Raw genomic sequence first — 21,160 nt, 5'->3', positions numbered from 1 at the left:
CCCCAAGCCACGGCCAGGTCCCGGTTCCTGGACAAGGCCCGGGGCTAGGACAAGGCCCAGAACAGGGGCCAGGGCAGGTTCCAGGACAGGGCGCCTGGCCGGGACCAGGTCAAGCCCAAGGGCAGAACCAGGGGTACGGCACGTACCCGCCCGCGGTGCAGCAACCGCCGACCGCGTATCCGCAGTACGCGCCGGAGCAACCGCCCACGATGCAGCAGTACGCTCCGGGCCAACCGGCGGCGCCGTATCAGCAATATGCGTCGGGGCAGCCACCGGGGACGTATCAGCAGTCCCCTCCCGCGGCGCCGTTTCAGCAGTACTCTCCGGCGGCGCCTCAGCAGTACCCCGCAGCGGAACCATTCGCCGGTGAGGAGAGGCCCCGGCGCGGCCCCGGCCGGATCGTGGGAGGGATCCTCACGGCCGCCATCGGCCTCCTGCCCCTGCTCGGAGGTGGCGCTGTGATCGCCCAAGCGATCTCCAACAGCCGGCAGGAGATCCGCAACCAGGAGTACGCGCGGAACCTGTGGCGCAACGAGCCCGTGGATAAGCTGTTCCCCAATGTGATCGGCCTGCAGGACCCGGAGAAGAAGCAGGGCGATCCGAACGACGAGCGCGGCTGGACGCGAGTCGCGATCTCGGAGGACACCTCCTGCGACAAGGCGCTGTCGCAAAAGTTCGCCCAGCTGGCGGCCAAGAGCGGTTGCGTGGCGGCCGTGCGCGCCACCTACGTCGACGACACCGGTGGGAGCGCGGCGACGATCGCCATCGTCACGCTGAAGCGGGAGGACACCGCCTGGCCGCGTATTTTCGAACCACTGCTGGCCCAGCTGTCCGATGAACGGGTGGACCACGCGGTACGCGCCCTGGCCGCACCCGGAACGAAGTGGGACGACCGGGCGCGGACCGGAGACGGCGGAAACTACGTGATGGATACGTACACGCCCTGTTTCGTGGTGGCCACGGCCGGACCCGCCGACGGCAGAAAGCCGGGCAGGCTCCCACAACCCTGGGGGCGGGCGCCGATCGACCAGTGGCAGGACCGCTCCCCCTGGGTCGAGACCGCTAAGGGGCTGGCAAAGTCCGTCGCGTGGCGGCTGACCGATCTCACGTTCGGAGCGTGACGATGATGCGCAAGCGGGCCGGTACGGCTCTGCTCACCCCTGTGTTCGGCGTCCTGCTCGCCACCGGTACAGCGCCGCCAGCGGCGGCGGACGCGCCACCACACTGGGAAGTGGCGGCCATGAACGTGCCCCAGGCGCACAAGGCGGCGCAGGGGAAGGGGGTCACGGTCGCGGTCCTCGATACGGGCGTCGTGGCGAACCACCCCGCGCTCAAGGGGCGGGTGATCACGGGACCTGACTTCGTCGGCGGCGGTGCCCGCCCGGGAATGTCGTACTGGGGAGAGCACGGGACCGCGATGGCGTCCAATGTGCTGAACGTGGCGCCCCAGGCGCGGGTCCTGTCGGTGCGCGTTATCTACGACCATAAGGACCCTGCCCGCGAGAAGGCCAAAAAGCTGCTCAAGTCGGACAAACAGGCCTGGAAGGCCCGTGAGGCGCTGGCCAAGGGTATTAAGTACGCCGTCGACAAGGGCGCCAAGGTCATCTCGATGTCCCTCGGCACCAGTGAGTGGGCGTTCTTCGACATTTACGAGGAGGACACGGCCGCCGCGGTGGGCTACGCGCTCGCCAAGGGCGTGGTCATCGTGGCCGCTTCGGGCAACGGCGGCGGCACCAGCAGCATCTTTGACAAGAACTTCGACAAGGACGCGAACAATAACGTGTCCTATCCCGCCGCCTATCCGGGAGTGATCGGCGTGGCGGCATCGGGGCCGGACGGCCGCCGCGCCGAGTTCTCCCAGGTGCACACCTACAACGCGATCTCCGCTCCGGGCGTGGGGATTGTCGGCGCCTCTAACACCGGCGGCTACCGGCAGGGTGATGGCACGTCTGACTCGTGCTCGCTCGCCGCCGGGGTGGTGGCGTTGATGCTGTCGCGCAACCCGGATCTGAACCCCGGTCAGGTGCGGGACATCCTGACGAAGACCGCCAAGCATCCGACCGGCGGCTGGAATCCCTTGGTGGGCTACGGGCAGGTGGACGCGGCGGCGGCGGTCACGGCGGCGGGATCGGCGACGAAGGCCGAGATCGCGGCGGTGCCGTACAAGGGGAAGAAGTACTTCGGGAACGGCCCGACCGACGAGCCCTTCACGCACCCGCCCATCGACTCCGGTTACCTGCTCATCGGCGGCACCGGGGTGGCGATCGGGCTCCTCTTCCTGCTTGGCGCCTTCCTGTTGCTGCGCCGGCCCCGGGCCAGGAAGACGTGACCTTGGCCGAGAGTCCTCGCGCCGGGCGAGACCGTACGGCGACCCGGCTCCGGCCCGAGGCGCGCTCCGGTGCGTGGCAGGGCTCCGGTCAGCGGCCGTTTTCGGCGCGCCACGTCCACCATGAGTAGGCGGTCGGGCCGATCGAGCAGATCACCACTCCGGCGAGGAGGACGGCGAACAGCGCGGGGATCGGCAGGATGAAGGCCGTGACCAGGAGCACCAGGCCCAACCCGGCGAAGAGGAACCCCGCCAGGCGGTTGGCGCGCCTCCAGGCCAGGTCGCTGTCGAGGGTCCAGGGGGTGCGTACGCCCGCGAGCCAGTTGCTGCGCGACTTGGGCAGGTAGTTCCCCAGCACCAGGAAGAGGGCGCCGAGCAGGGCCACGATGATCCTGGTCATGGGGAGATCGCCGCCGGCCGCGTTGATGATGCTCACGGCGTGCAGGACCGTGAGCAGGACCAGCATGCCGATCCAGGCGGCGAAGTAGACGTGCCGCGACCGCGCCGTGTTCTGCTGCCTGGGCGCCAGGCGGGGAGAGAAGGCGAGCAGCGCGCCGATCCCGAGGATGATCAGGGGGAGCGTCAGCAGGGCCTCCGTCTTGCCGCCGAAGCGGTCCGCCTCGCCGGAGATCCCCCAGTGCATGGGGATCCGCGCGTCGTTGGGGAGGTTTTGCCACCCCCACAGGGAGATCCCGCCGGTCAGGAGCAGGGCGGCGGCGGTGGCGATGAGGCCGGGGCGCGTGTTCAGCCGGGTCTCGTTCACGGGGTCCTCGGGAACGGCGTCCTTGGTCATGGGGATCCTTTCCTCGTCGTGATGGGGGCCGGGGTCGGGTCAGGAGAGGACGAATCCGGTTCAGGGGGCCCGGCCGAGTCGATCTGGAAGAGGTTGAGAAGCGCGGCCAGCGACTCCTCCAGCAGGGAGAGCTGGAGGCTGTAGACGATCGAGGTGCCGTGCCGCTCTCCGAGCACCAGGCCGGCCTCGCGCAGCACTCGCAGGTGGCCGGAGAGCGTGGGCTTGGCGATGTCGAAGTGGGCGGCGATCTCTCCCGCGGGGAGGTCTCCCCGCCGCAACAGCGCGATGATCTGCCGGCGCGTGGGGTGCGCCAGGGCCTCGTAGACGAGATTCATCGCATCGTTTCCTTGTTAGGCAACAACCGAATTATACCCCGCGACCTGCCGAGAGGCTCGGCCGGCGGGCCGGACGGCGGGAGCAGCCGACGTCAGAGCAGCCAAGAGCCGGTGAGAGCCACCCTCAGAGCAGCCAAGAGCCGGTGAGAGCCACCCTCAGAGCAGCCAAGAGCCGGTGAGAGCCACCCTCAGAGCAGCCAAGAGCCGGTGAGAGCCACCCTCAGAGCAGCCAAGAGCCGGTGAGAGCCACCCTCAGAGCCAGCCCTTGCCCGCCGCGATCTCCACGGCCTCGGCCCTGGTCCGCGCGCCGAGCTTCTGAATGGCCGCGGACAGGTGGTTGCGCACCGTACCCGCCGAAAGGTGGAGGTCGGACGCGATGTCAGCGATGGTGCCGTGGCCGCGGGCGGCGGCGAGCACGTCCCTCTCGCGCGGCGTGAGCGGGCTGGCACCCTCGCTGAGAGCGGCGACCGCCAGCGCCGGGTCGATCGCCTGCCCGCCGTCCGCGACCTTCCGGATCGCGGCCGACAGCTGCTCGATCGGGGTGTCCTTGATGAGGAAGCCCTTGGCCCCGGCGGCGAGCGCGGCGTGCAGGTAGCCCGGTCGGCCGAAGGTGGTGACGATGACGACCTTCGTCTCCGGCACCGCCGTACGCAGCCGCCTGGCCGCCTCCAGCCCGTCGATGCCGGGCATCTCGATGTCGAGCAGCGCCACGTCGGGACGGAACGCCTCGCAGGCGCCCACGACCTGGTCGCCGCGTGCCACGTCGCCGACCACCTCGAAGCCGGGTTCAAGCGACAGCAGCGCCGCCATCGCGCCGCGGAACATGGTCTGGTCCTCGGCCAGCAGGATGCGGATCGTCATCGTGTCTCCTTCGGTGCCTCGACCCTCAGCAGGAAGCCGCCTCCGTCGCGGCGTCCCACGGTGAGCGACCCGCCGAGGGCGCGGGCCCGCTCGCTCAGCCCGATGAGCCCGTTGCCCGGGTGTCCTCCGTCCGGGGCGCCCGAGCCGTCGTCGGCGACCTCCACCGACACGGGCGGGTCCGCGGACACGGTGATGACGCACGACGACGCGCCGCTGTGCCGCAGGACGTTGGTGATCCCCTCGCGCACCGTCCACGCGAGCAGCCCCTCCACGGGCACCGGCAGGTCCCAGGTGTCCGGTGCGCGTACTGTGCACACGATGCCCGCCGCCTCCGCCGCCTGGACGGCGGACGACAGCTCCGCGGCGAGTGTGGGCTGGCGGTAGCTGGTGACGGCCTGCCGCACCTCGGAGAGGGCCCGGCGCACGGTCGCGTCGATGTCCTTCAGCTCCGCGTCGGTCCGTTCCTTGTCGATGGGGAGCAGGCGGCGGGCGAGCTCCGTCTTCACCGCGACGACCGAGAGGCTGTGCCCGACCAGGTCGTGCAGGTCGCGGGCGATGCGGTTGCGCTCCTCCAGTACGGCGAGCCGGGCCAGCTCCCGCCGCGTATCCCGGAGCTCGTCGATCAGCTCGGCGCTTCTGCGCGCCTGGGCCGAGAACATGCCGATCAGCAGGACGGACGCGGTGAGGATCACGGCCTGTCCGGCATCCGCGCCGTGCGCGAGGACGAGCAGCCCGGTCACCGCGCCGATGCCGAGGATCAGCGGTTTCCTTTGCTTCCTCCGGCTCCAGCCCGCGGCCGAGGTCGCCCAGGCGACGTTCACCGCCCACTCAGGGCCGCCCCACGCCACCAGCCCGAGAGCGAGCACCACCAGCGCCCCGAACGCGAGGAGCCAGTGACTCTCCCGATCGTCCGGGATGACCCTGGTCACCACGCCGAGGACGGCGGTCAGCGCGGCGAGTCCGAGGGTGAGGGCGACGGCCCACGCGGGGTGGGCACCGTTCACGTACACGATCGAGGCGAAGACCGTCGCCACGATCATCAGGATGAAACGGGACCAGCTCCGTGCCGACCACACCGAGGTGATCCGTTGCGCGGAGCCGTCCTCTGGCCTGTCGGACACGGCGCTCATGCGCCCGAGCTCTGCCGCCACCGCAGGATCACGGCGACACCGGCGACGACGGTCCAGACGGCCAGCACGCCGGCCTGCGTGACCGTGGGCGCGTGCCCCGCGATCACGGCGTTGCCGCCCTGGACGAGCCCGTAGGACGGGGTGAGCTGCCGGACCTTCTCCCAGATTCCGGGCAGCGCGCCCGCTCCGATCACCCCGCCGAGCACGGCGAGCGCGAAGAAGACGACGACGATGCCGAGCTGGGCGGTCTTGCCCCGCAGGATGAGACCGAGGAACAGACCGAGCAGCCCGAACGGCAGCGAGCCGACGAGCAACAGCCCGATCAGCGCGGCCCACCGCCCGGCCGGCAGGTGCACGTGGCCGGCGAGCAGCCCCGCCAGGGACACGCCGGCCACGCCGGGCAGGACCATCAGGACGCCGAGCACGATCCGGCCGGCCAGCCACCGCGCGTCGCTGAGCGGGGTGACCTTCAGCTGCCGGATCCACCCCTGGGCCCGGTCGTCGGCGACTCCGCCCCCGGCCGCCATGAGCGCTCCGCCCGTCGCCGCGTACACGGCCATCGCGACCAGCGCCAGCGCCGAGATCTGCACGCCGTCCTGCTCGCCGCTCTGGCGTCCCCAGAGCAGGTAGAACCCGACAGGGACGGCGATCAGGAAGATCAGGTACTTCACGTTGCGTGCCGTACGGGCGATCTCAAACCGCATGAACGACATCATGACTGGTCCTTCCGCGACGAGAGAGAGATAAGGGCTTCTTCCAGACCTGCACCGGTCACTTCGAGGTCGCGTACGCCGCCGATCGAGGTGTAGAGCATCTCGACGGTCCGGTCCGCGTCGTCCGTGCGGAGCAGTACGTCGTTTCCGTGGATCGTCACGTCGACCACGCCCGGCAGGGCGAGCAGGCGCTGCGGGTCCGGCGCGGCGAGCACGCAGCGGACCGCGCGGCCCCCCGCCATCGCCTTGATCGCGGAGGGGGTGGCGTCGGCGACCACCCGGCCGTGGCTCAGCACGACCACCCGGTCGGCGAACTGGTCGGCCTCCTCCAGATAGTGCGTGGCGAAGACCACGCTGGCGCCGTCCTCGGCCGCGCCCCGGACCACGGCCCAGAATTCGCGGCGCGCCTCCACGTCGAGAGCGACCGTCGGCTCGTCGAGGAACAGCAGGTCGGGACGGCCGGAGACCGCGATGGCGAACCGCACCCGCTGCGCCTGACCACCGGACAGCTCGGTCGCCTGGCGGCCGGCCAGCTCTGTCAGCCCCGCCAGTTCCAGGACCTCGCCGACGCGGCGCTTCCCGCCGTACAGGCCGCAGGCCAGCCGTACGATGTCGCGGATCGTCGCCCCGTCGGGCAGGCCGCCGGTCTGCAGGAGCGCGCCGACCCGGCCCCCCGCCACCGCTCGTGACGGGGACGTGCCGAGGATGGTGATGTCGCCGTCGTCCGGGCGGCGGAGCCCGAGCATGAGATCCACTGCGGTGGACTTGCCCGCGCCGTTGTGTCCCAGCAGAGCGACCGTCTCGCCTCGGCCGACACTGAAGCTCGCCCGGTCAAGGGCCTGCGTCGTTCCGAAGCGCCTGCTCACCTCGCGGAAGAGGACTGTCGAGTTCTCCATGCCTTCGACAGTAGATTTGCCGATCGTCGCCGATAAGTGGCGTGAATCGTGACTTGACCCGTGACGACCGTCATGGGTGGCGCGCGTTCACCGCTTTCCTGGCGGGGACGCCTCGGAGCGACTCGACCGATGGGCTCACGTTCTCGAACGGCCGGGCGTCATCGCCCCCGGGCCGGGCCAGACCAGGTGCGGGGAGGCCGTGAGGCGGGTTCAGCGTGATTTAGCGAGGAACCCCGGGCGTTCACGCCCGGGAGGAATCGCTTCCCTCTCCCCACCAGGACGCTGGTCCGGGCGTTTCTGGTTCTCGATGTACTCCCTGATGATCGACAGCGGCAGCCGACTGAGTCTGCCGTCTCGGCGGGCGCCGCCACAGGAGACGGCGACCTTGATCATGATGTATTCGCCTCGTGACAGCAGGTCGCCCGTGAACACACCACGCCGGTACTTGGTGGGGAAGACCGGATGCGCGTGGAGGCTGTAGGCCTGTAGATCACACTGCGACCTTGGCGGACATCCGGTTTCGGTTTCCATCACGGCGACATGAGCCAACCGATAATGTGTTCGATGTGAAGCTGGTGGTGCAGGTGAGGCTCCGGCCGACGCCTGAGCAGGCGGCGGCGTTGGAGGCGACCTTGCGTGCCTGCAACGATGCGGCGAACTTCGCCTCGGTGACGGCGTTCACGACCGGGGACCGGCGTGAGTACGCGTTGCGCAAGCACGCCTATCGCGAGGTGAGAGCGCGCGGGTTGGGGGCGCAGGCCGCCCAGCATGTGATCAAGAAGGTCGCCGACGCCTACACCACGCTGAAGGCCAACATCCGGGCCGGGAACCTGGGACCGGGAGGCTCCCGGCGCCGCATGCGGGCCGAGGGTAAACCGATCGTCTTCCGCGCCGATGCGGCGCAGCCGTTCGATGACCGCTGCCTGTCCTGGGATCACACCGCCCACACGGTGTCGATCTGGACCACGGCCGGCCGGGTGAAGAATGTCGCGTTCGTCGGCTCGGCCGACCAGCTCAAGATGCTCGCCTTGTATCGGAAGGGCGAATCCGACCTGGTTTGCCGGGATGGCATGTGGTTTCTGTATGCGACGTGTGAGATCCCTGATGTTCCGGTCACCGAACCCGGCGCCTTCGTAGGGGTGGATCTGGGCATCGCCAACATCGCCACCACCAGTGACGGCGCCCGCCACTGCGGTAAGGGCCTGAACGCGGTCCGCCATCGCAACCGGGAGTTGCGCCGCCGGTTGCAGGTTAAGGCCACCAGGTCCGCCAAACGGCTGCTGAAGAAGCGCCGCCGCAAGGAGGCGCGGTTCGCCGCCGACACCAATCATCGCATCGCCAAACGCATCGTGACCGAGGCAGAACGCACCGGACGCGGCATCGCTCTGGAAGACCTGGGCGGGATCCGCGGCCGGGTACGGCTCCGCAAGCCCCAGCGGGTCACGCTGCACTCGTGGAGTTTCCACCAGTTGGGGAGCTTCATCGTCTACAAGGCGGCCCGGCATGGGGTCGCCGTGATCCACGTTGATCCGGCCTACACGTCCCAGACCTGCTCGGCCTGCGGGCATGTGGACAAGGCCAACCGGCCGGGCCAGGCAACCTTCTGCTGTACGTCGTGCGGCTTCGCTGAGCACGCCGACGTCAACGCGGCCCGCAACATCGCCTCGCGCGGTGTCACGGGCTGGGCAGTGAGTCACGCTGCCGACGACGCGGCCTGACCTGTACCCGCCAGGTACGGGGAGGAGCTGCAAGCTTGGCCCTTCAGGGCCGAGAAGCTGACCCACTGAAGCGCGACCGTCAGGTCTCAACATTTGTCGTGTCCGCCCGCCGTTTGCCATATTTATCGATATTTCGTTATTCGGCGGCCGGTGGTTCTCTTCATTGCGGCAAGAGTCGGTAATCATCCCAGTTGTCGATCAGGAAAGGCGTGGCTGTCTCCTGGCTGCGGGGTACACAGGCTGGTATCGCCTATTTCGAAGTCTCCGCCGTCGAATAACGTGAAGGGGCAGGTGCACTACGAGATGGTCCGTCACCCTGCGGGACGCTCGCGCGTGATGTCGCTCCGCAACGCCTTGCGGCTGACGACGGTCGTGACGGCGGTCGCGATATCCGGGGCCGTCGCATGGCCACACGAGAGGGCGAACGCGATGGCGAATGTGACAGCGAACGTGACCGCGAACGCGATGGCGAATGTGACGGCGATCCGCCCCGTCGCCTGGGTGACCACGCTCGCCGAGGGCCATGGCCCCGTCGTGCGTACGGGGAACGGCAAGTGCAACAAGAACGTTTCGGTCTCGGTCCACAGCCCCACCATCCAGCACGGAGTGCAGCAGGTGTCGAACACCGGCGAGGGCAACAACGCTCAGACGGCCCTCTGCAGGAAGCGGGGCCGCGCCTGCAAGATCCGCCAGAGGCTCAAGGCGTTCCACGGCGGGCGATGAAGACGCTCATCGGCCGTCGGAGTTCACGGTAATGATCCGGTAATAACCGGCCCTCTCGTTATGGGCGCCCGGATCGAGGTCCGGTCGAACAGTACGCTGGCGAAACGGTTCCGGCTCTGAAGGTGGCCCGAACTCGTTCGAATTCAGCAGAGGGCGACTCAGATGTTTTGTCAGCATGGCGGCAGGGCGCTCCGCGGAAATCGCATCGCGCTCTTTTTTGTCGGTGTGTCCGCGTCGACGGCATTCATCGCGGGCATGGCTCCGGTTCCCGCGGACGCGGAAGCAGAGCGTGCCCCGACGCATCGGCGGGTGCCGAGCATCGGCTCCGGTGGCGGCGGAGACACCGTCCACACCGGAAACGGCAGCAATAACAGCAATATCTCGTCGGTGAAGAGCCCGACGCACAATCGTGGCACTCAGCACACGTCCACCAGCGCCATCGGCGGTGAGACCAGCGTTCAGAACGCCTTCTGCCGCAATGTCAAGGTATGCAACCTGACGCAGAAGGTCACCATCGTCGTCCCGGAGAAAGCGCTGAAAAGCGATCCGGGGTCGGCGAACATCACCGATGTTCCGCTGGAGGCTGATGAGCCCGAACCGGACCCGGTGACGACGGCCGGTCCGGGCGACGTGGACCCGGCAATGCTCGACATGCTCCTGCTCTGGCCGGAACCCGGCCTCGACGATCTGTGGTGAAGTGATCGATTCGCCCGAGGCCGGGTCCGGCCGGCAGAAGGTGACCCGCTGTCTGAAGGTGACCCGCTGTCCGAGGTGACGGCCGTCTGAAGGTGACGGCCGTCAGGTGGTGGCCAGGGCGACGGTGGGCGAGAGCCGCGCCGCGCGCATGGCGGGATAGAGTCCGGCGATCGTGCCGACGACGAGCGTGGCGCCGATCGCCCCTCCGATCGCCCATGGCGGCACCACGGGCGGCCAGTCCCGCGACAACGCGTAGCCGATCGTGGCCAGCGCCCCCAGCACTGAGCCCGCGAGGCCGCCCAGCGCGGACAGCAGCAGGGACTCCGCCAGGAACTGGATCCGCACCTGTCCTCGGGTGGCGCCGAGCGAGCGGCGCAGGCCGATCTCCTTGCGGCGTTCCAGCACCGAGATCACCATCGTGTTGGCCACGCCGACCCCGCCGACCAGCAGCGCGACGCCGCCGAGCCCGAGCAGCAGGTTGGTGAACGCGCCCGCGGCGGCGGCGCGCGCGGCCAGCGCGTCGGACGGCCTGCTGACCTCGACCTCCTCGGGGTTCTCCGGATTCACCGTCCGGGGGAGCACGGCCCGGACGGCCTCGACCGACTCCTCCGACGACCGCTCGTAGATCGTCGTCGGGTGTCCGTCGAAGTTCAGATGCTTCTCGGCGGCGGGGAACCCGACCAGGGCCGACCGCTCGATCTCGGGTGCGAGGGGCATGGGGCCGAGGACGCCGATGACGGTGAACCACCGGTTCCCCATCCACACCTGCACGCCGATCCTGTCGACGCCGAGCCGTTTCGCGGCCGCGGAGCCGAGGACGACGGCGGGCTGCCGCTCGGTCGCGGCGTTCAGCCAGGTCCCCTTCTCCACCCGCCCCTCCAGCGTCGTGAGCAGATCGACGGTGGCCGCCTGTACGGCGATGCCGCCGGTCACCGCCTTGGAGATCCGGTCGGTGCGCCGCACCGTCGCCTCGGTGGAGCCGGTGGCGCCGGCCGTACGGACCGGGCCGACGCGCTTGACCATGGCGACCGCGTCGACGGGCAGCTTCGACTCGCCGCCGAAGAGCGTGCGCCCGGCTGAGACGGTGAGCATGTTGGTGCCGAGCCGGTCGAGCTGGCGCAGCAGCTGCTCGCGTGAGGACGAGGAGATGCCGATCACCGCGATCATGGTCGCGATGCCGATGGCGATCCCCAGCGCGGACAGGAACACGCGGGTCGGGCGGGTGCGCAGCCCAGCCGCGCCGACCCGCAGGACGTCGGCGGGGCCGAGCCGGGCGGGCGTGGGGCGCCGGGTCATTCGCGTGCTCCGATCGTGATCTCCGCGGGCGCGCGGCGGCCGGAACCCTCGTCGGCGACGATCCGGCCGTCCCGGACCCGGACCTGACGCGGGCACCACGCGGCGATCTCCATGTCGTGCGTGATGACCGCGATCGTGGTCCCGGCGGCGTGCAGGTCGCGCAGGACGCGCAGCACCTCGGCGCCCGCGGCGGAGTCCAGGTTGCCGGTCGGCTCGTCGGCGAGCAGCAGCGGAGGGTCGCCGGCGACCGCACGGGCCACCGCCACCCGTTGCTGCTCGCCGCCGGAGAGCTGGTCCGGCTTGTGCTCCAGGCGGTGGCCGAGGCCGACCCGTTCCAGCGCGGCGGCGGCCCGCTCCCGCCGGACCCGCAGCGGGACGCCCGCGTAGAGGAGGCCGTCGGCAACGTTGTCCAGCGCGCTCGTCCCGGGGGACAGGTGGAACTTCTGGAAGACGAACCCCAGGTGCTGCGCGCGCAGCGCGGACAGCTCGCGGTCGGAGAGCTCGGCGACGTCGTGATCCGCGATGCGCACGGTTCCGCTGGTGGGCCGGTCCAGGGTGCCGATCATGTGGAGCATCGTGGACTTGCCCGACCCGGAGGGGCCGACGATGGCGAGCAGTTCGCCGCTACCGACCATCAGGTCCACCCCGCGCAGCGCCTGCACGTGACCGGCGTAGACCTTGGTCACGTCGCGCAGCTCGACGACGTACGGCTCGCTCGCGACGGCCCCCTCGCCTAGCGGGTCGGAGTCGCATTCGCGAAGCGCGCGGTGTTTGTCGATTCGTTCGTCGATTCGTTCGTTGGTTCGCTCGCTCAAGACTCGGGCACCCCCACGCGCATGCCTTCGGCCAGGCCGGTGCCGGTGATCTCCACCATGCCGCCGCCGAAGGCGCCGGTCTCGACCGCCACGAGGCGGGTGGCGCCGTTCTCGACGACCTCGACGCCGAACCCGCCCTCGCGGAGGGCGAGCAGCGCCTCGACCGGTACGGCCAGCACGTTCTTGTGCCGCTCGCTCACCAGCTCGACCTCGACCGGTGCCTGGTCCAGCTTGGTCTTCGGCGTCTTGTCCAGGGTGATGTCGACGTCGACGGTGGTGGTCCCGGAGCTCTGCCCCTGGTCGGACCCGCTGGACTTGGCCACCGTCCCCACCGAGCTGATCTTGCCGTTGACCTTCTCTCCGCCGGGGAGCTCCACGGTGACCTTGGCGCCCTTCTTGGCCAGTGCCTGGTCGCCGGTGTCCAGGTCCACGTGTACCAGCCGCCGCAGGCCGCTGACCGTGATGATCGGCTGTCCGGGGGCGGCCCGGCCGCCGACCTCGGTCTTCGCGTCGGTCACCCGGACGGCCGAGGGGAGGAACACCACCTGCGTGGCGTCCACCTGACCGGTCTCCGGGAGGCCGTTGTCGTCCTGCCACGCCTTGACGGCCAGGTACGTCGCATAGCTGAAGTGGTCGTCCACCGTCAGGTCGTCGCCGTAGCCGAGGGCCTTGAGGTTGCGCTCGAGTTGCTTGACGTCCGGTCCGTCCGACACGCCCTGCCGCAGGGGACGGTAGAGCGGGAGCGAGCCGTACATCACGACGACCGGCTTCCGGTCGACCTTGAGCAGCGGCCGGCCCCGCCGTACCACGGAACCCTCGGCGGCCACCCACGTCACCGTGCCCGAGGCGTCCGTGCTGACCTGCCGCTCGCCCGCGTAGGTGAGCGAACCGTCCACCGTCTTGGTGTCCACCAGGTCCTGCCGGGTGATCGGCGCTGTGGCGGTGGCGGCGGCCGGTGTGCTCGGCGACGCCGCCTCCGTGCCGCCGTCATCGAGGAGGGTCACCACGGCCCAGGCGGCGGCGAGCGCGAGGACGCCGGCGACGGCGGTGAGGGCCTTCCTCACGGCTTGCCTCCCATGTTCGGCGCGAACTCCTTGCACGCCTCCTGCGCCTCCTTGAGCTTCTGCTCGCCTCCCTCGGGGACCTGGAGCTTGATGGGGCCGTCGCTCGGGTCGGGCATGTCGACGCCGTGCTCGCGCATGCACTGGGCGAACTTCACCATCCGGTCGCGGATCTCCGGATCGTTCATCTTCGCCTTGTCGCCGACGGCCTGCTCCATGATCGGCTGGCACGCCTTCATCGCCGCGTCGGCCTTGCTCTTGTCCATGCCCTTGGGCATCGCGACGCGGATCCTGCCGTCCGTGTCGGGGTCGGGCATGTCGACGCCGTGCTCCCGCATGCACTGGGCGAACTTCAGCGGCGCCTCATGCGGGTCGAGCGTGGCGGACGGGGACGCGGAGGAATCGGGGCGGGATGTGCCCCCACTCGCCGAAGCGATGCCGTCGTCCCCGGAGGAAGCGGTGCCGCAGGCAGCCAGCGCCAGAGCCAGCGGGGCGGCGGCCGCGAGTAGTCGGATCTTCATGGTGCGCTCCTTCGCGCCGCGGGTCGCTCGCCCGGGGCGCGGCCCAACTCCAGCGGGCGCGGTGCTAAACGCGGATAAGCCGGGACGAGCCCGGATGCGATCCCGGATTCGACCCGGATCGTCTTACTCGCGGCTAACACGTGGTCGGCCACTCTCGTGGCGGGACCCGGGAGGTGGGGATGCGCGTGCTCGTCGTCGAGGACGAGGAACAACTGGCCGACGCCGTCGCGCGGGGGCTGCGGCTGCACGCTCTCGCCGTGGACGTCGCCTACGACGGCCAGGAGGCGCTGGAGCTGGCGGCCTACATCGACTACGACGTCATCGTCCTCGATCGCGACCTGCCGGAGGTGCACGGCGACGACGTCTGCCGCGAGCTGCTGGCCACGAGCGCGGCGAGCCGGATCCTCATGCTGACCGCCGCCGGGCAGGTACGCGACCGGGTGGACGGGCTGTCCCTCGGCGCCGACGACTACCTGGTCAAGCCGTTCGCGTTCGCGGAGCTGGTGGCTCGGGTGCGGACGCTGGCCCGCCGCTCGCCCCGGACGGCGCCGCCCGCGCTCGAACGGGCCGGCGTACGGCTCGACCCGGCCCGCCGTACGGTGTCCCGGGATGGGCGGGAGATCACGCTGAGCCGCAAGGAGTTCGACGTCCTGCTCGAACTGCTGCGCGCGGGCGGGGAGCTGGTCTCCTCGGCCGAGCTGCGCAGGACCGTCTGGGACGAGTACGCCGACACGGGGACGGGCGTGCTGCGCGTGACCCTCACCTCGCTGCGCAGGAAGCTCGGGGCTCCTCCGTTGATCGAGAACGTGCCCGGAAAGGGGTACCGGTTTTGACCGCCCCCGGCGGCTCGCGAGCGCGGCGGCTCCTCGGCGCGGTGTTCCCCTGGAACAGGCTGGGGCTGCGCGTGCGGCTCACCCTGCTGTACGGCGGGTTGTTCTTCGTCGGCAGCTCGGCGGTGCTCTGGTCCAGCTACCTGATGACCGCCCGGGCGCTGGACCAGCAGCTGGTCATGAAGCTCGCGAAGGCCCCCGTCAGCCTGCTCGCCGAGATCGGGCCGAGGGCGCTGATCGACGGCCCGCTGCCGCAGCAGGTGCAGGTCGAGCAGCGCGCGGCCGGCGTGCTGGACGAGGCGATGCGCTCCTCGCTGATCATCATGGTCCTGATCGGGATCATCGCCCTGATGCTCGGCTATCTGGTGGCCGACCGCGCGCTGCGGCCGCTCGACCACGTGACCGAAACCGCGCGGCGGCTCTCGGAGAGCACGCTGCACGAGCGGATCGCATTGCGCGGCCCGCAGGACGAGGTCAAGCGGCTGGCCGACACCTTCGACGCGATGCTCGACCGGCTGCACCGGGTGTTCGACGCCCAGCGCCGCTTCATCGCCAACGCCTCGCACGAACTGCGCACCCCGCTGGCCATCAACCGCACGGTGCTGGAGGTGTCGCTGGAGGAGCCCGCGGCCTCCGAGGACCTCAAGGCGCTGGCCCGCGCGCTACTCGGCACGAACGCCCGGTACGAACGGCTGATCGACGGGCTGCTGCTGCTCGCCCAGTCGGAGCAGGAGCTCACCGTGCGCAAGCCGGTCGATCTCCGCGATGTGGTCCGCGTCGTGCTGGACGAGCTCGCTCTCGGGCCGCGGAAGAGGGGGGTCACCGTCCATCGGGACCTACGTCCCGCGGTCGTCCTGGGGGACCCGCTGCTCCTGGAGCGCTGCGTGTTCAACCTCGTGGAGAACGCGGTCAAGTACAACGTCCGGGACGGCGACGTCTGGGTCGTGCTCCGTGAGGACGGCGACGGAGTGATCGTCACGGTGGAGAACTCCGGGCCCCAGGTCCCGCCGTACGAGGTGGACGACCTGTTCCAGCCATTCCGGCGGCTGCACGGCGACCGGGTCCGCTCCGACCGCGGCGCCGGGCTCGGCCTGTCGATCGTGCGCGCCATCGTGGAGGCCCACGGCGGCACGGTCGCGACCCGGCCCCGCCCCGAGGGCGGCCTCGCTGTCAGCGTTCGGCTGCCCCGAGGGGCGGAACCGGAGCCGCAGGCGTAGGCGGTCTGCCCGAATTCTGGTGATCTGTCCCTTTATGGGTATGGGGAGCGAATACCGGGTTCCGCATGGTCGAGGAGGTCATCCAGGATGGAGCCGTCTGCCGCCAAGACGCTGGGCCTGCCGGACCGGGTGCGGGCGTGCCTGTTCGACCTCGACGGGGTCCTGACCCGTACGGCGGGGCTGCACGCCGCCGCGTGGAAGGAAATGTTCGACGGGTTCCTCCGCGAGCGGGCCGAGCGCACCGGTACGCCCATGGTCCCCTTCGACCAGGTGGACGACTACGACACCTACGTGGATGGCAAGCCCAGGGCCGACGGCACCCGGTCGTTCCTCGCCTCGCGAGGCATCCACCTGCCGGAGGGGAGCCCCGACGACCCGCCGGGCGCCGAAACCGTGCACGGCCTGGGCAACCGCAAGAACCGGCTCGTGCTGGACCGGGTCAAGAAGGACGGTGTGGGCGTGTACGAGGGATCGGTCCGCTACGTCCGCGCGGTACGGGACGCCGGACTGCGCCGTGCGGTGGTGTCGTCCAGCGCGAACTGCCGCGAGATGCTCGCCGGCGCCGGGATCGAGGACCTGTTCGAGGAGAGCGTCGACGGCCGCACCGCGGCCCGGGACCACCTGGCCGGCAAACCGGCTCCGGACACCTTCCTGGCCGCCGCGCGGGCCCTCGGGGTGGCGCCGGACCAGGCGGCGGTGTTCGAGGACGCGCTCGCGGGGGTCGAGGCCGGGCGGGCCGGGCGGTTCGCCTGCGTGGTCGGGGTGGACCGGGCCGGGCAGGCGGCCGCGCTGCGCGAGCACGGCGCCGACGTGGTGGTGTCCGACCTCTCCGAGCTGTTGGAGCGCGCATGATCCGCCATCCTGCCTTCGCGTGCGAGCCGTGGAGCCTGCGGCTGACCGGGCTGGACGTGGACGTCCTCGCCCAGTCGGAGTCGCTGTTCGCCCTGTCCAACGGGCACATCGGCTGGCGCGGCAACCTCGACGAGGGGGAGCCGCACGGCCTGCCCGGCAGCTATCTGTCCGGTGTCTACGAGCTGCGGCCGCTGCCGTACCCCGAGGGCGGCTACGGCTACCCCGAGTCCGGGCAGACCGTCATCAACGTCACGAACGGCAAGCTGATCCGCCTGCTCGTCAACGACGAGCCCTTCGACATCCGCTATGGACAGCTGCGGTCGCACGAGCTGTCGCTGGACTTCCGGGACGGTGTGCTGCGCCGTACCGCCGAATGGGAGTCCCCGGACGGGTACGCGGTGCGGGTGTCCTCGGTCCGGCTGGTATCGCTGGTCCAGCGGGCGGTCGCGGCGATCTGGTACGAGGTGGAGCCCCTGGACGAGCCGCTGCGGGTGGTCGTGCAGTCCGAGCTGGTCGCCAACGAGCAGCTACCGTCGGTGGCGGGCGATCCCCGGGCCACCGCCGTGCTGGAGGCGCCGCTGCTCGCCTGCGAGGACGACGCCCGGGACGTCCGTGCCCGGCTGGTGCACCTCACCCGCGAGAGCGGCCTGTGCCTCGCGGCGTCGATGGACCACGTCGTCGACGGGCCGCCCGGCACCGGCGTCGTCGCGGAGAGCTCCCCCGACCTCGGCCGGGTGACGGTGACGGCCTCGATCTCTCCAGGACATCCGCTGCGGCTGGTCAAGTTCGTGTCGTACGGCTGGTCGGGGTCGCGGTCGCGCCCCGCGGTCCGCGACCAGGCCGACGCCGCGCTCGCCGCCGCCCGCCAGACCGGCTGGGACGGCCTGCTCGCCGAGCAGCGGGGCTACCTGGACGACTTCTGGGCCCGGGCCGACGTCCAGGTGGACGGCGACGCCGAGATCCAGCAGGCGGTGCGGTTCGGGCTGTTCCACATGCTCCAGGCCACCGCGCGCGGCGAGGGCAGGGGCATCCCGGCCAAGGGGCTGACCGGCAGCGGCTACGAAGGGCACTGCTTCTGGGACAGCGAGGCGTTCGTGATGCCGGTGCTCACCTATCTCCTTCCCGAGGCCGTCGCCCACGCCCTGAGCTGGCGGCAGAGCACGCTGCCGATGGCCCTGGACCGGGCCCGGCAGCTCGGGCTGCGCGGGGCGGCCTTCCCCTGGCGGACCATCCACGGCGAGGAATGCTCGGGCTACTGGCCCGCCGGAACGGCGGCCTTCCACGTCAACGCCGCCATCGCCGACGCCGTCACCCGCTATTTCGACATCACACAGGACGAGGCGTTCGAGAAGACCGTCGGCCTGGAGCTCCTCGTCCAGACGGCCCGGCTGTGGCGGTCCCTGGGGCACCACGACACCGAAGGCGCCTTCCGCATCGCCGGGGTCACCGGCCCGGACGAGTACAGCGCCGTCGCGGACAACAACGTGTACACCAACCTGATGGCGCAGCGGAACCTGCGCGCCGCTGCCGACGCGGCCAAACGCCACCCCGCCGAGGCGAGGAGACTGGACGTCGACGAGGAGGAGATGGCGGGCTGGCGGGACGCCGCCCAGGCGATGTACGTCCCCTATGACCCGGTGCTCGGCGTCCATCCGCAGTCCGACAACTTCACCAACCACCAGGTGTGGGATTTCGCCGCCACCAAACCCGACCAGTACCCCCTGATGCTGTATTTTCCGTACTTCGACCTCTACCGCAAGCAGGTCGTCAAGCAGGCCGACCTCGTCCTGGCCCTGCACCGCCGGGGCGACGCGTTCACGCCCGAGCAGAAGGCGCGCGACTTCGCCTACTACGAGCGGATCACCGTACGGGACTCCTCGCTGTCGGCCTGCACCCAGTCGGTGATCGCGGCCGAGGTCGGCCACATGGACCTCGCCTACGACTACCTCGCCGAGGCGGCGCTGATGGACCTCGAGGACGTCGAGCACAACACCCGCGACGGACTGCACATCGCGGCCCTGGTCGGGAGCTGGATCGCCCTGGTCGAGGGGCTCGCCGGGATGCGCCACCACGGGGACCTCCTGTGCTTCGCGCCGCGCCTGCCCTCGGCGCTCACCAGGCTCTCCTTCACGGTCTCCCTGCTGGGGCGGCGGCTGAGGGTCACGGTGGACCGGGAGACCGCCACCTACACCCTGCTCGCCGGCGAACCAATCAAGATCGTCCATTGCGGACGGCCGGACACCGTGGCCATGGGCGCGCCGGTCAGCCGCCCGATCCCCCCGATATCCCCGGGCGAACCGCCCACGCAGCCGCCCGGGCGCCGCCCGGCCCCTCGGCAGTCCATGCTGGACACCGGCATCAGGCGGCCGGCCGCGACCTGATCGCGCTCAGGCGGTCAGTGTGGTCAGTGCGGTCACCAGCTCATCCAGCGAACCGATCATCGTGACGCCGTCCGCGCCGTCTGGTGGCGCGGCGCCGTCGGCCGTTCCGGTGGCCGCCCTGTCGAGCCAGTACGCGTGCAGCCCGGCGTCCCTGGCGCCGAGCGCGTCCACGTCGTACTTGTCCCCGACGTACGCGACCTGGTGCGGCGGCAGGCCGAGGAGCGCGCACCCCGCCAGGAAGATGCCGGGATCCGGCTTGGGCGCGCCGTGGTCGTCGGAACAGAGGATCGCGTCGCCGAAGTGGTCGAGCAGCCCGATCACGCGCAACTTCTCCCGCTGGTGCGCGAGTGACGAGTTGGAGACGACGCCGAGCCGGTATCGCACCGCGAGCGAGGCGAGCGTGGGGGCGGCGTCCGGGAAGGCGGCCCACGCGGTCTTCCGGAACTCCGTGTACCTCGAGAACCAAACGGTCACCGTGTCGTCGGGCATCCCGTCGGCGGGCAGGCGCCCGACGTGCGCCAGCAGCCGCCGGGCCCGGGCGAGCTGCTGCCCGGCGAACGTCAGCTCGCCGGCGAGGAACCGGGCGTACTCCTCCTCCATGATCTCCCGCCAGACCTCGACCGCCTCGGCGGGGGACGGGAACAGCTCCAGCATCTCCTCGGCCGCCAGGTGCTTGAGGATGCCGACCCGCTCCGAGGTGGAGTAGTCGAACAGCGTGTCGTCGACGTCGAAGAGCACCCCGAGGATCGTCATCCATCCACCTTGCCAGATTCGCTGGTAAAGGCCGCACACCGGCCGATAAGGTGCGGCGCTTCCCGGTGACAGCCGCGTGGCCGTCGCGCGATCGCGGAAGAAGGCAGGGCCCTGGGGTGCTTACGGAGCCGGGGGCCTTTGGGGCGCCGGGGACGTCGGCGCCGGGGATGTCGGCGCCGGGGATGTCGGCGCCGGGGATGTCGGCGTCGGTGTCGGGGGCGGCGCGGGCTCCGGGATCTCCCGCTTGGGAGCGATCCACTGAGAAGGGGGCGCCGTCGAGATCGTGGCCCGCTTGAAATCGATCGCGCCGCGTCCGGTCGGTTTGATGTTGAACATCTGCGTCATGGACTGAGTGGTGTTGCTCAGCGTGACGCCCGCCGCGCCCAAGAAGCCCAGGAGGATCTTCGTCTTGTTCGCGATGATGAGGTTCGTGAAGGCGACGAGTCGCTGGAGCCAGATCTCCCCGGCAACTCTCGACTGTGGCATGAGCAGCATGAGCTTGGCCGCTGCGATGTAGCCGACGACGGTGGCGGCGAGTGCGCCGATCTCCTGCCAGTAGAGCTGGTACGCGTCGCGCACCTGGTCGACCTGGCCCTCCATGGTGTAGCAGAGACCGCTGAGCTTCTGCAGGTCACCACCGAAATGCGAGGTCGCGTCCAGGAAGGCTCTCTGGTCGTCGGCGATCCAGTCTCCGCGGGACACGAAGGCGGCGTTGCCCAGGATGCCGGGGTACTCGACTTCGAGAACCTTGGCGAGGGCATTCCAGTTCGCTTTGGCGTCGCTCATCCCCGGAACGTTCGCCACCGCCGTGAGCGCGATGGCCACTCCCGTCCACAGGGCGGGAGCCGACTTCGCGGCTTCCTTGAGTGCTTCGAGGGCTGCCCTGGACTGCAGGGCGACGGGGAGCACGCTCGGCCTCTCCTCTCGGGTGCTACCTGTAAACCACGGTGCTGTTGTTCTCCGCCTGGATCCAGTTCTTCTTGATGGTCTCCAGTGCCTCGATCCAGGCCTCCACGGTCTCGATGGCGTCCTCGGTCCTGCCTCGGACGTTGTGCTGTACGTCGCCGTACCTGCCGAGCATCACCGCGCCCAGGGTGCCGAATCCGGGGAAGCCGACATCGGTACTCCCGATGTCTTTCTTCAGCTCCTTCAACGCGGGAAGGAGGTATTCATTGAGATTGCGCTGCACATTTGTGATGCACGTAGAGGTGACGTGTATGTCCTGGCTCATGCGCCGTCTCTC

At 70.1% G+C, this 21,160-nt stretch carries 23 protein-coding genes; 9 read left to right on the top strand and 14 right to left on the bottom strand.

Annotated features, from left to right (window positions below; translation table 11 throughout):
- Positions 1-458: 458 nt before the first annotated feature.
- Together QSK17_RS23280 and QSK17_RS23275 are read left to right on the top strand one after the other, a co-directional pair.
- The gene (locus QSK17_RS23280) at positions 459-1,121 is read left to right on the top strand and encodes a hypothetical protein (protein WP_285707254.1); all 663 of its coding nucleotides are present in this window, start codon (positions 459-461) and stop codon (positions 1,119-1,121) included.
- A 2-nt stretch (positions 1,122-1,123) separates the two neighbouring features.
- On the top strand, positions 1,124-2,329 hold the full coding sequence (locus QSK17_RS23275) for a S8 family serine peptidase (RefSeq protein ID WP_285707353.1): 1,206 nt from the start codon (positions 1,124-1,126) through the stop codon (positions 2,327-2,329).
- Between the two features lie 88 nt (positions 2,330-2,417).
- Here the strand turns inward: QSK17_RS23275 and QSK17_RS23270 are convergent, their stop codons facing one another.
- The 7 genes from QSK17_RS23270 to QSK17_RS23240 form a co-directional block, all read right to left on the bottom strand.
- Positions 2,418-3,119 (bottom strand): SdpI family protein, encoded by a 702-nt coding sequence (locus QSK17_RS23270; protein ID WP_285707252.1) that lies wholly within the window; start codon positions 3,117-3,119, stop codon positions 2,418-2,420.
- Positions 3,116-3,454, bottom strand: a complete 339-nt coding sequence (locus QSK17_RS23265; protein WP_285707251.1) for a metalloregulator ArsR/SmtB family transcription factor — start codon at positions 3,452-3,454, stop codon at positions 3,116-3,118. The genes QSK17_RS23270 and QSK17_RS23265 overlap by 4 nt, the downstream gene beginning before the upstream one ends.
- Before the next feature lie 252 nt (positions 3,455-3,706).
- Positions 3,707-4,315: a response regulator transcription factor gene (locus tag QSK17_RS23260; protein WP_285707249.1), complete on the bottom strand. Its 609-nt coding sequence runs from the start codon at positions 4,313-4,315 to the stop codon at positions 3,707-3,709.
- Complete coding sequence (locus QSK17_RS23255; RefSeq protein WP_285707248.1) at positions 4,312-5,436, bottom strand: sensor histidine kinase; 1,125 nt, start codon at positions 5,434-5,436, stop codon at positions 4,312-4,314. Before QSK17_RS23255 ends, QSK17_RS23260 begins: the two co-directional genes overlap by 4 nt.
- A 5-nt stretch (positions 5,437-5,441) precedes the next feature.
- Positions 5,442-6,149: an ABC transporter permease gene (locus tag QSK17_RS23250; protein ID WP_285707247.1), complete on the bottom strand. Its 708-nt coding sequence runs from the start codon at positions 6,147-6,149 to the stop codon at positions 5,442-5,444.
- 8 nt (positions 6,150-6,157) lie between these two features.
- Positions 6,158-7,054 (bottom strand): ABC transporter ATP-binding protein, encoded by an 897-nt coding sequence (locus QSK17_RS23245; RefSeq protein ID WP_285707245.1) that lies wholly within the window; start codon positions 7,052-7,054, stop codon positions 6,158-6,160.
- A 210-nt stretch (positions 7,055-7,264) separates the two neighbouring features.
- On the bottom strand, positions 7,265-7,585 hold the full coding sequence (locus QSK17_RS23240; protein ID WP_285707243.1) for a hypothetical protein: 321 nt from the start codon (positions 7,583-7,585) through the stop codon (positions 7,265-7,267).
- A gap of 35 nt (positions 7,586-7,620) precedes the next feature.
- On the opposite strand from QSK17_RS23240, the gene QSK17_RS23235 reads away from it, so the two are divergent.
- The 3 genes from QSK17_RS23235 to QSK17_RS23225 all read left to right on the top strand — a co-directional run bounded on the left by QSK17_RS23235 (position 7,621) and on the right by QSK17_RS23225 (position 10,191).
- Positions 7,621-8,772 (top strand): RNA-guided endonuclease InsQ/TnpB family protein, encoded by a 1,152-nt coding sequence (locus QSK17_RS23235; RefSeq protein ID WP_285707241.1) that lies wholly within the window; start codon positions 7,621-7,623, stop codon positions 8,770-8,772.
- A gap of 429 nt (positions 8,773-9,201) precedes the next feature.
- The gene (locus QSK17_RS23230; RefSeq protein ID WP_285707239.1) at positions 9,202-9,495 is read left to right on the top strand and encodes a hypothetical protein; all 294 of its coding nucleotides are present in this window, start codon (positions 9,202-9,204) and stop codon (positions 9,493-9,495) included.
- A 225-nt stretch (positions 9,496-9,720) separates the two neighbouring features.
- Positions 9,721-10,191 carry a hypothetical protein gene (locus tag QSK17_RS23225; RefSeq protein WP_285707237.1) on the top strand — a complete coding sequence of 157 codons (471 nt, stop codon included), beginning with the start codon at positions 9,721-9,723 and terminating at the stop codon, positions 10,189-10,191.
- Positions 10,192-10,293: 102 nt separating this feature from the next.
- Here QSK17_RS23225 and QSK17_RS23220 read toward each other — a convergent pair whose 3' ends face one another.
- The 4 genes from QSK17_RS23220 to QSK17_RS23205 form a co-directional block, all read right to left on the bottom strand.
- Positions 10,294-11,487: an ABC transporter permease gene (locus QSK17_RS23220; RefSeq protein WP_285707236.1), complete on the bottom strand. Its 1,194-nt coding sequence runs from the start codon at positions 11,485-11,487 to the stop codon at positions 10,294-10,296.
- Positions 11,484-12,182 carry an ABC transporter ATP-binding protein gene (locus tag QSK17_RS23215; protein WP_285707352.1) on the bottom strand — a complete coding sequence of 233 codons (699 nt, stop codon included), beginning with the start codon at positions 12,180-12,182 and terminating at the stop codon, positions 11,484-11,486. Before QSK17_RS23215 ends, QSK17_RS23220 begins: the two co-directional genes overlap by 4 nt.
- Positions 12,183-12,298: 116 nt before the next feature.
- Positions 12,299-13,366, bottom strand: a complete 1,068-nt coding sequence (locus tag QSK17_RS23210; RefSeq protein ID WP_285707234.1) for an efflux RND transporter periplasmic adaptor subunit — start codon at positions 13,364-13,366, stop codon at positions 12,299-12,301.
- Positions 13,363-13,884 carry a hypothetical protein gene (locus tag QSK17_RS23205; protein WP_285707233.1) on the bottom strand — a complete coding sequence of 174 codons (522 nt, stop codon included), beginning with the start codon at positions 13,882-13,884 and terminating at the stop codon, positions 13,363-13,365. Before QSK17_RS23205 ends, QSK17_RS23210 begins: the two co-directional genes overlap by 4 nt.
- 179 nt (positions 13,885-14,063) lie before the next feature.
- Between QSK17_RS23205 and QSK17_RS23200 the strand changes: the two genes are divergently transcribed.
- From QSK17_RS23200 to QSK17_RS23185, 4 genes are all read left to right on the top strand, one after another.
- Complete coding sequence (locus QSK17_RS23200) at positions 14,064-14,717, top strand: response regulator transcription factor (protein WP_285707232.1); 654 nt, start codon at positions 14,064-14,066, stop codon at positions 14,715-14,717.
- Positions 14,714-15,931: a sensor histidine kinase gene (locus QSK17_RS23195; RefSeq protein WP_285707230.1), complete on the top strand. Its 1,218-nt coding sequence runs from the start codon at positions 14,714-14,716 to the stop codon at positions 15,929-15,931. Before QSK17_RS23200 ends, QSK17_RS23195 begins: the two co-directional genes overlap by 4 nt.
- 87 nt (positions 15,932-16,018) lie before the next feature.
- The gene (locus QSK17_RS23190; RefSeq protein ID WP_285707228.1) at positions 16,019-16,783 is read left to right on the top strand and encodes an HAD family hydrolase; all 765 of its coding nucleotides are present in this window, start codon (positions 16,019-16,021) and stop codon (positions 16,781-16,783) included.
- Complete coding sequence (locus tag QSK17_RS23185; RefSeq protein WP_285707226.1) at positions 16,780-19,164, top strand: glycoside hydrolase family 65 protein; 2,385 nt, start codon at positions 16,780-16,782, stop codon at positions 19,162-19,164. The genes QSK17_RS23190 and QSK17_RS23185 overlap by 4 nt, the downstream gene beginning before the upstream one ends.
- Positions 19,165-19,170: 6 nt before the next feature.
- On the opposite strand, the gene QSK17_RS23180 is transcribed toward QSK17_RS23185, so the two are convergent.
- The 3 genes from QSK17_RS23180 to QSK17_RS23170 all read right to left on the bottom strand — a co-directional run bounded on the left by QSK17_RS23180 (position 19,171) and on the right by QSK17_RS23170 (position 21,148).
- Positions 19,171-19,917, bottom strand: a complete 747-nt coding sequence (locus QSK17_RS23180) for an HAD family hydrolase (protein WP_285707225.1) — start codon at positions 19,915-19,917, stop codon at positions 19,171-19,173.
- A 120-nt stretch (positions 19,918-20,037) separates the two neighbouring features.
- Entirely contained in the window at positions 20,038-20,826 is a 789-nt protein-coding gene (locus tag QSK17_RS23175; protein WP_285707224.1) for a hypothetical protein, read from the bottom strand.
- Positions 20,827-20,848: 22 nt separating this feature from the next.
- Positions 20,849-21,148: a hypothetical protein gene (locus QSK17_RS23170; protein WP_285707223.1), complete on the bottom strand. Its 300-nt coding sequence runs from the start codon at positions 21,146-21,148 to the stop codon at positions 20,849-20,851.
- Between the last annotated feature and the right edge of the window lie 12 nt (positions 21,149-21,160).

The organism is Microtetraspora sp. NBRC 16547 (genome assembly GCF_030268965.1).
GTDB lineage: Bacteria > Actinomycetota > Actinomycetes > Streptosporangiales > Streptosporangiaceae > Microtetraspora.
The sequence above is the reverse complement of the archived record's forward strand: the minus strand, read 5'-3'. Positions and strand labels throughout refer to the sequence as shown.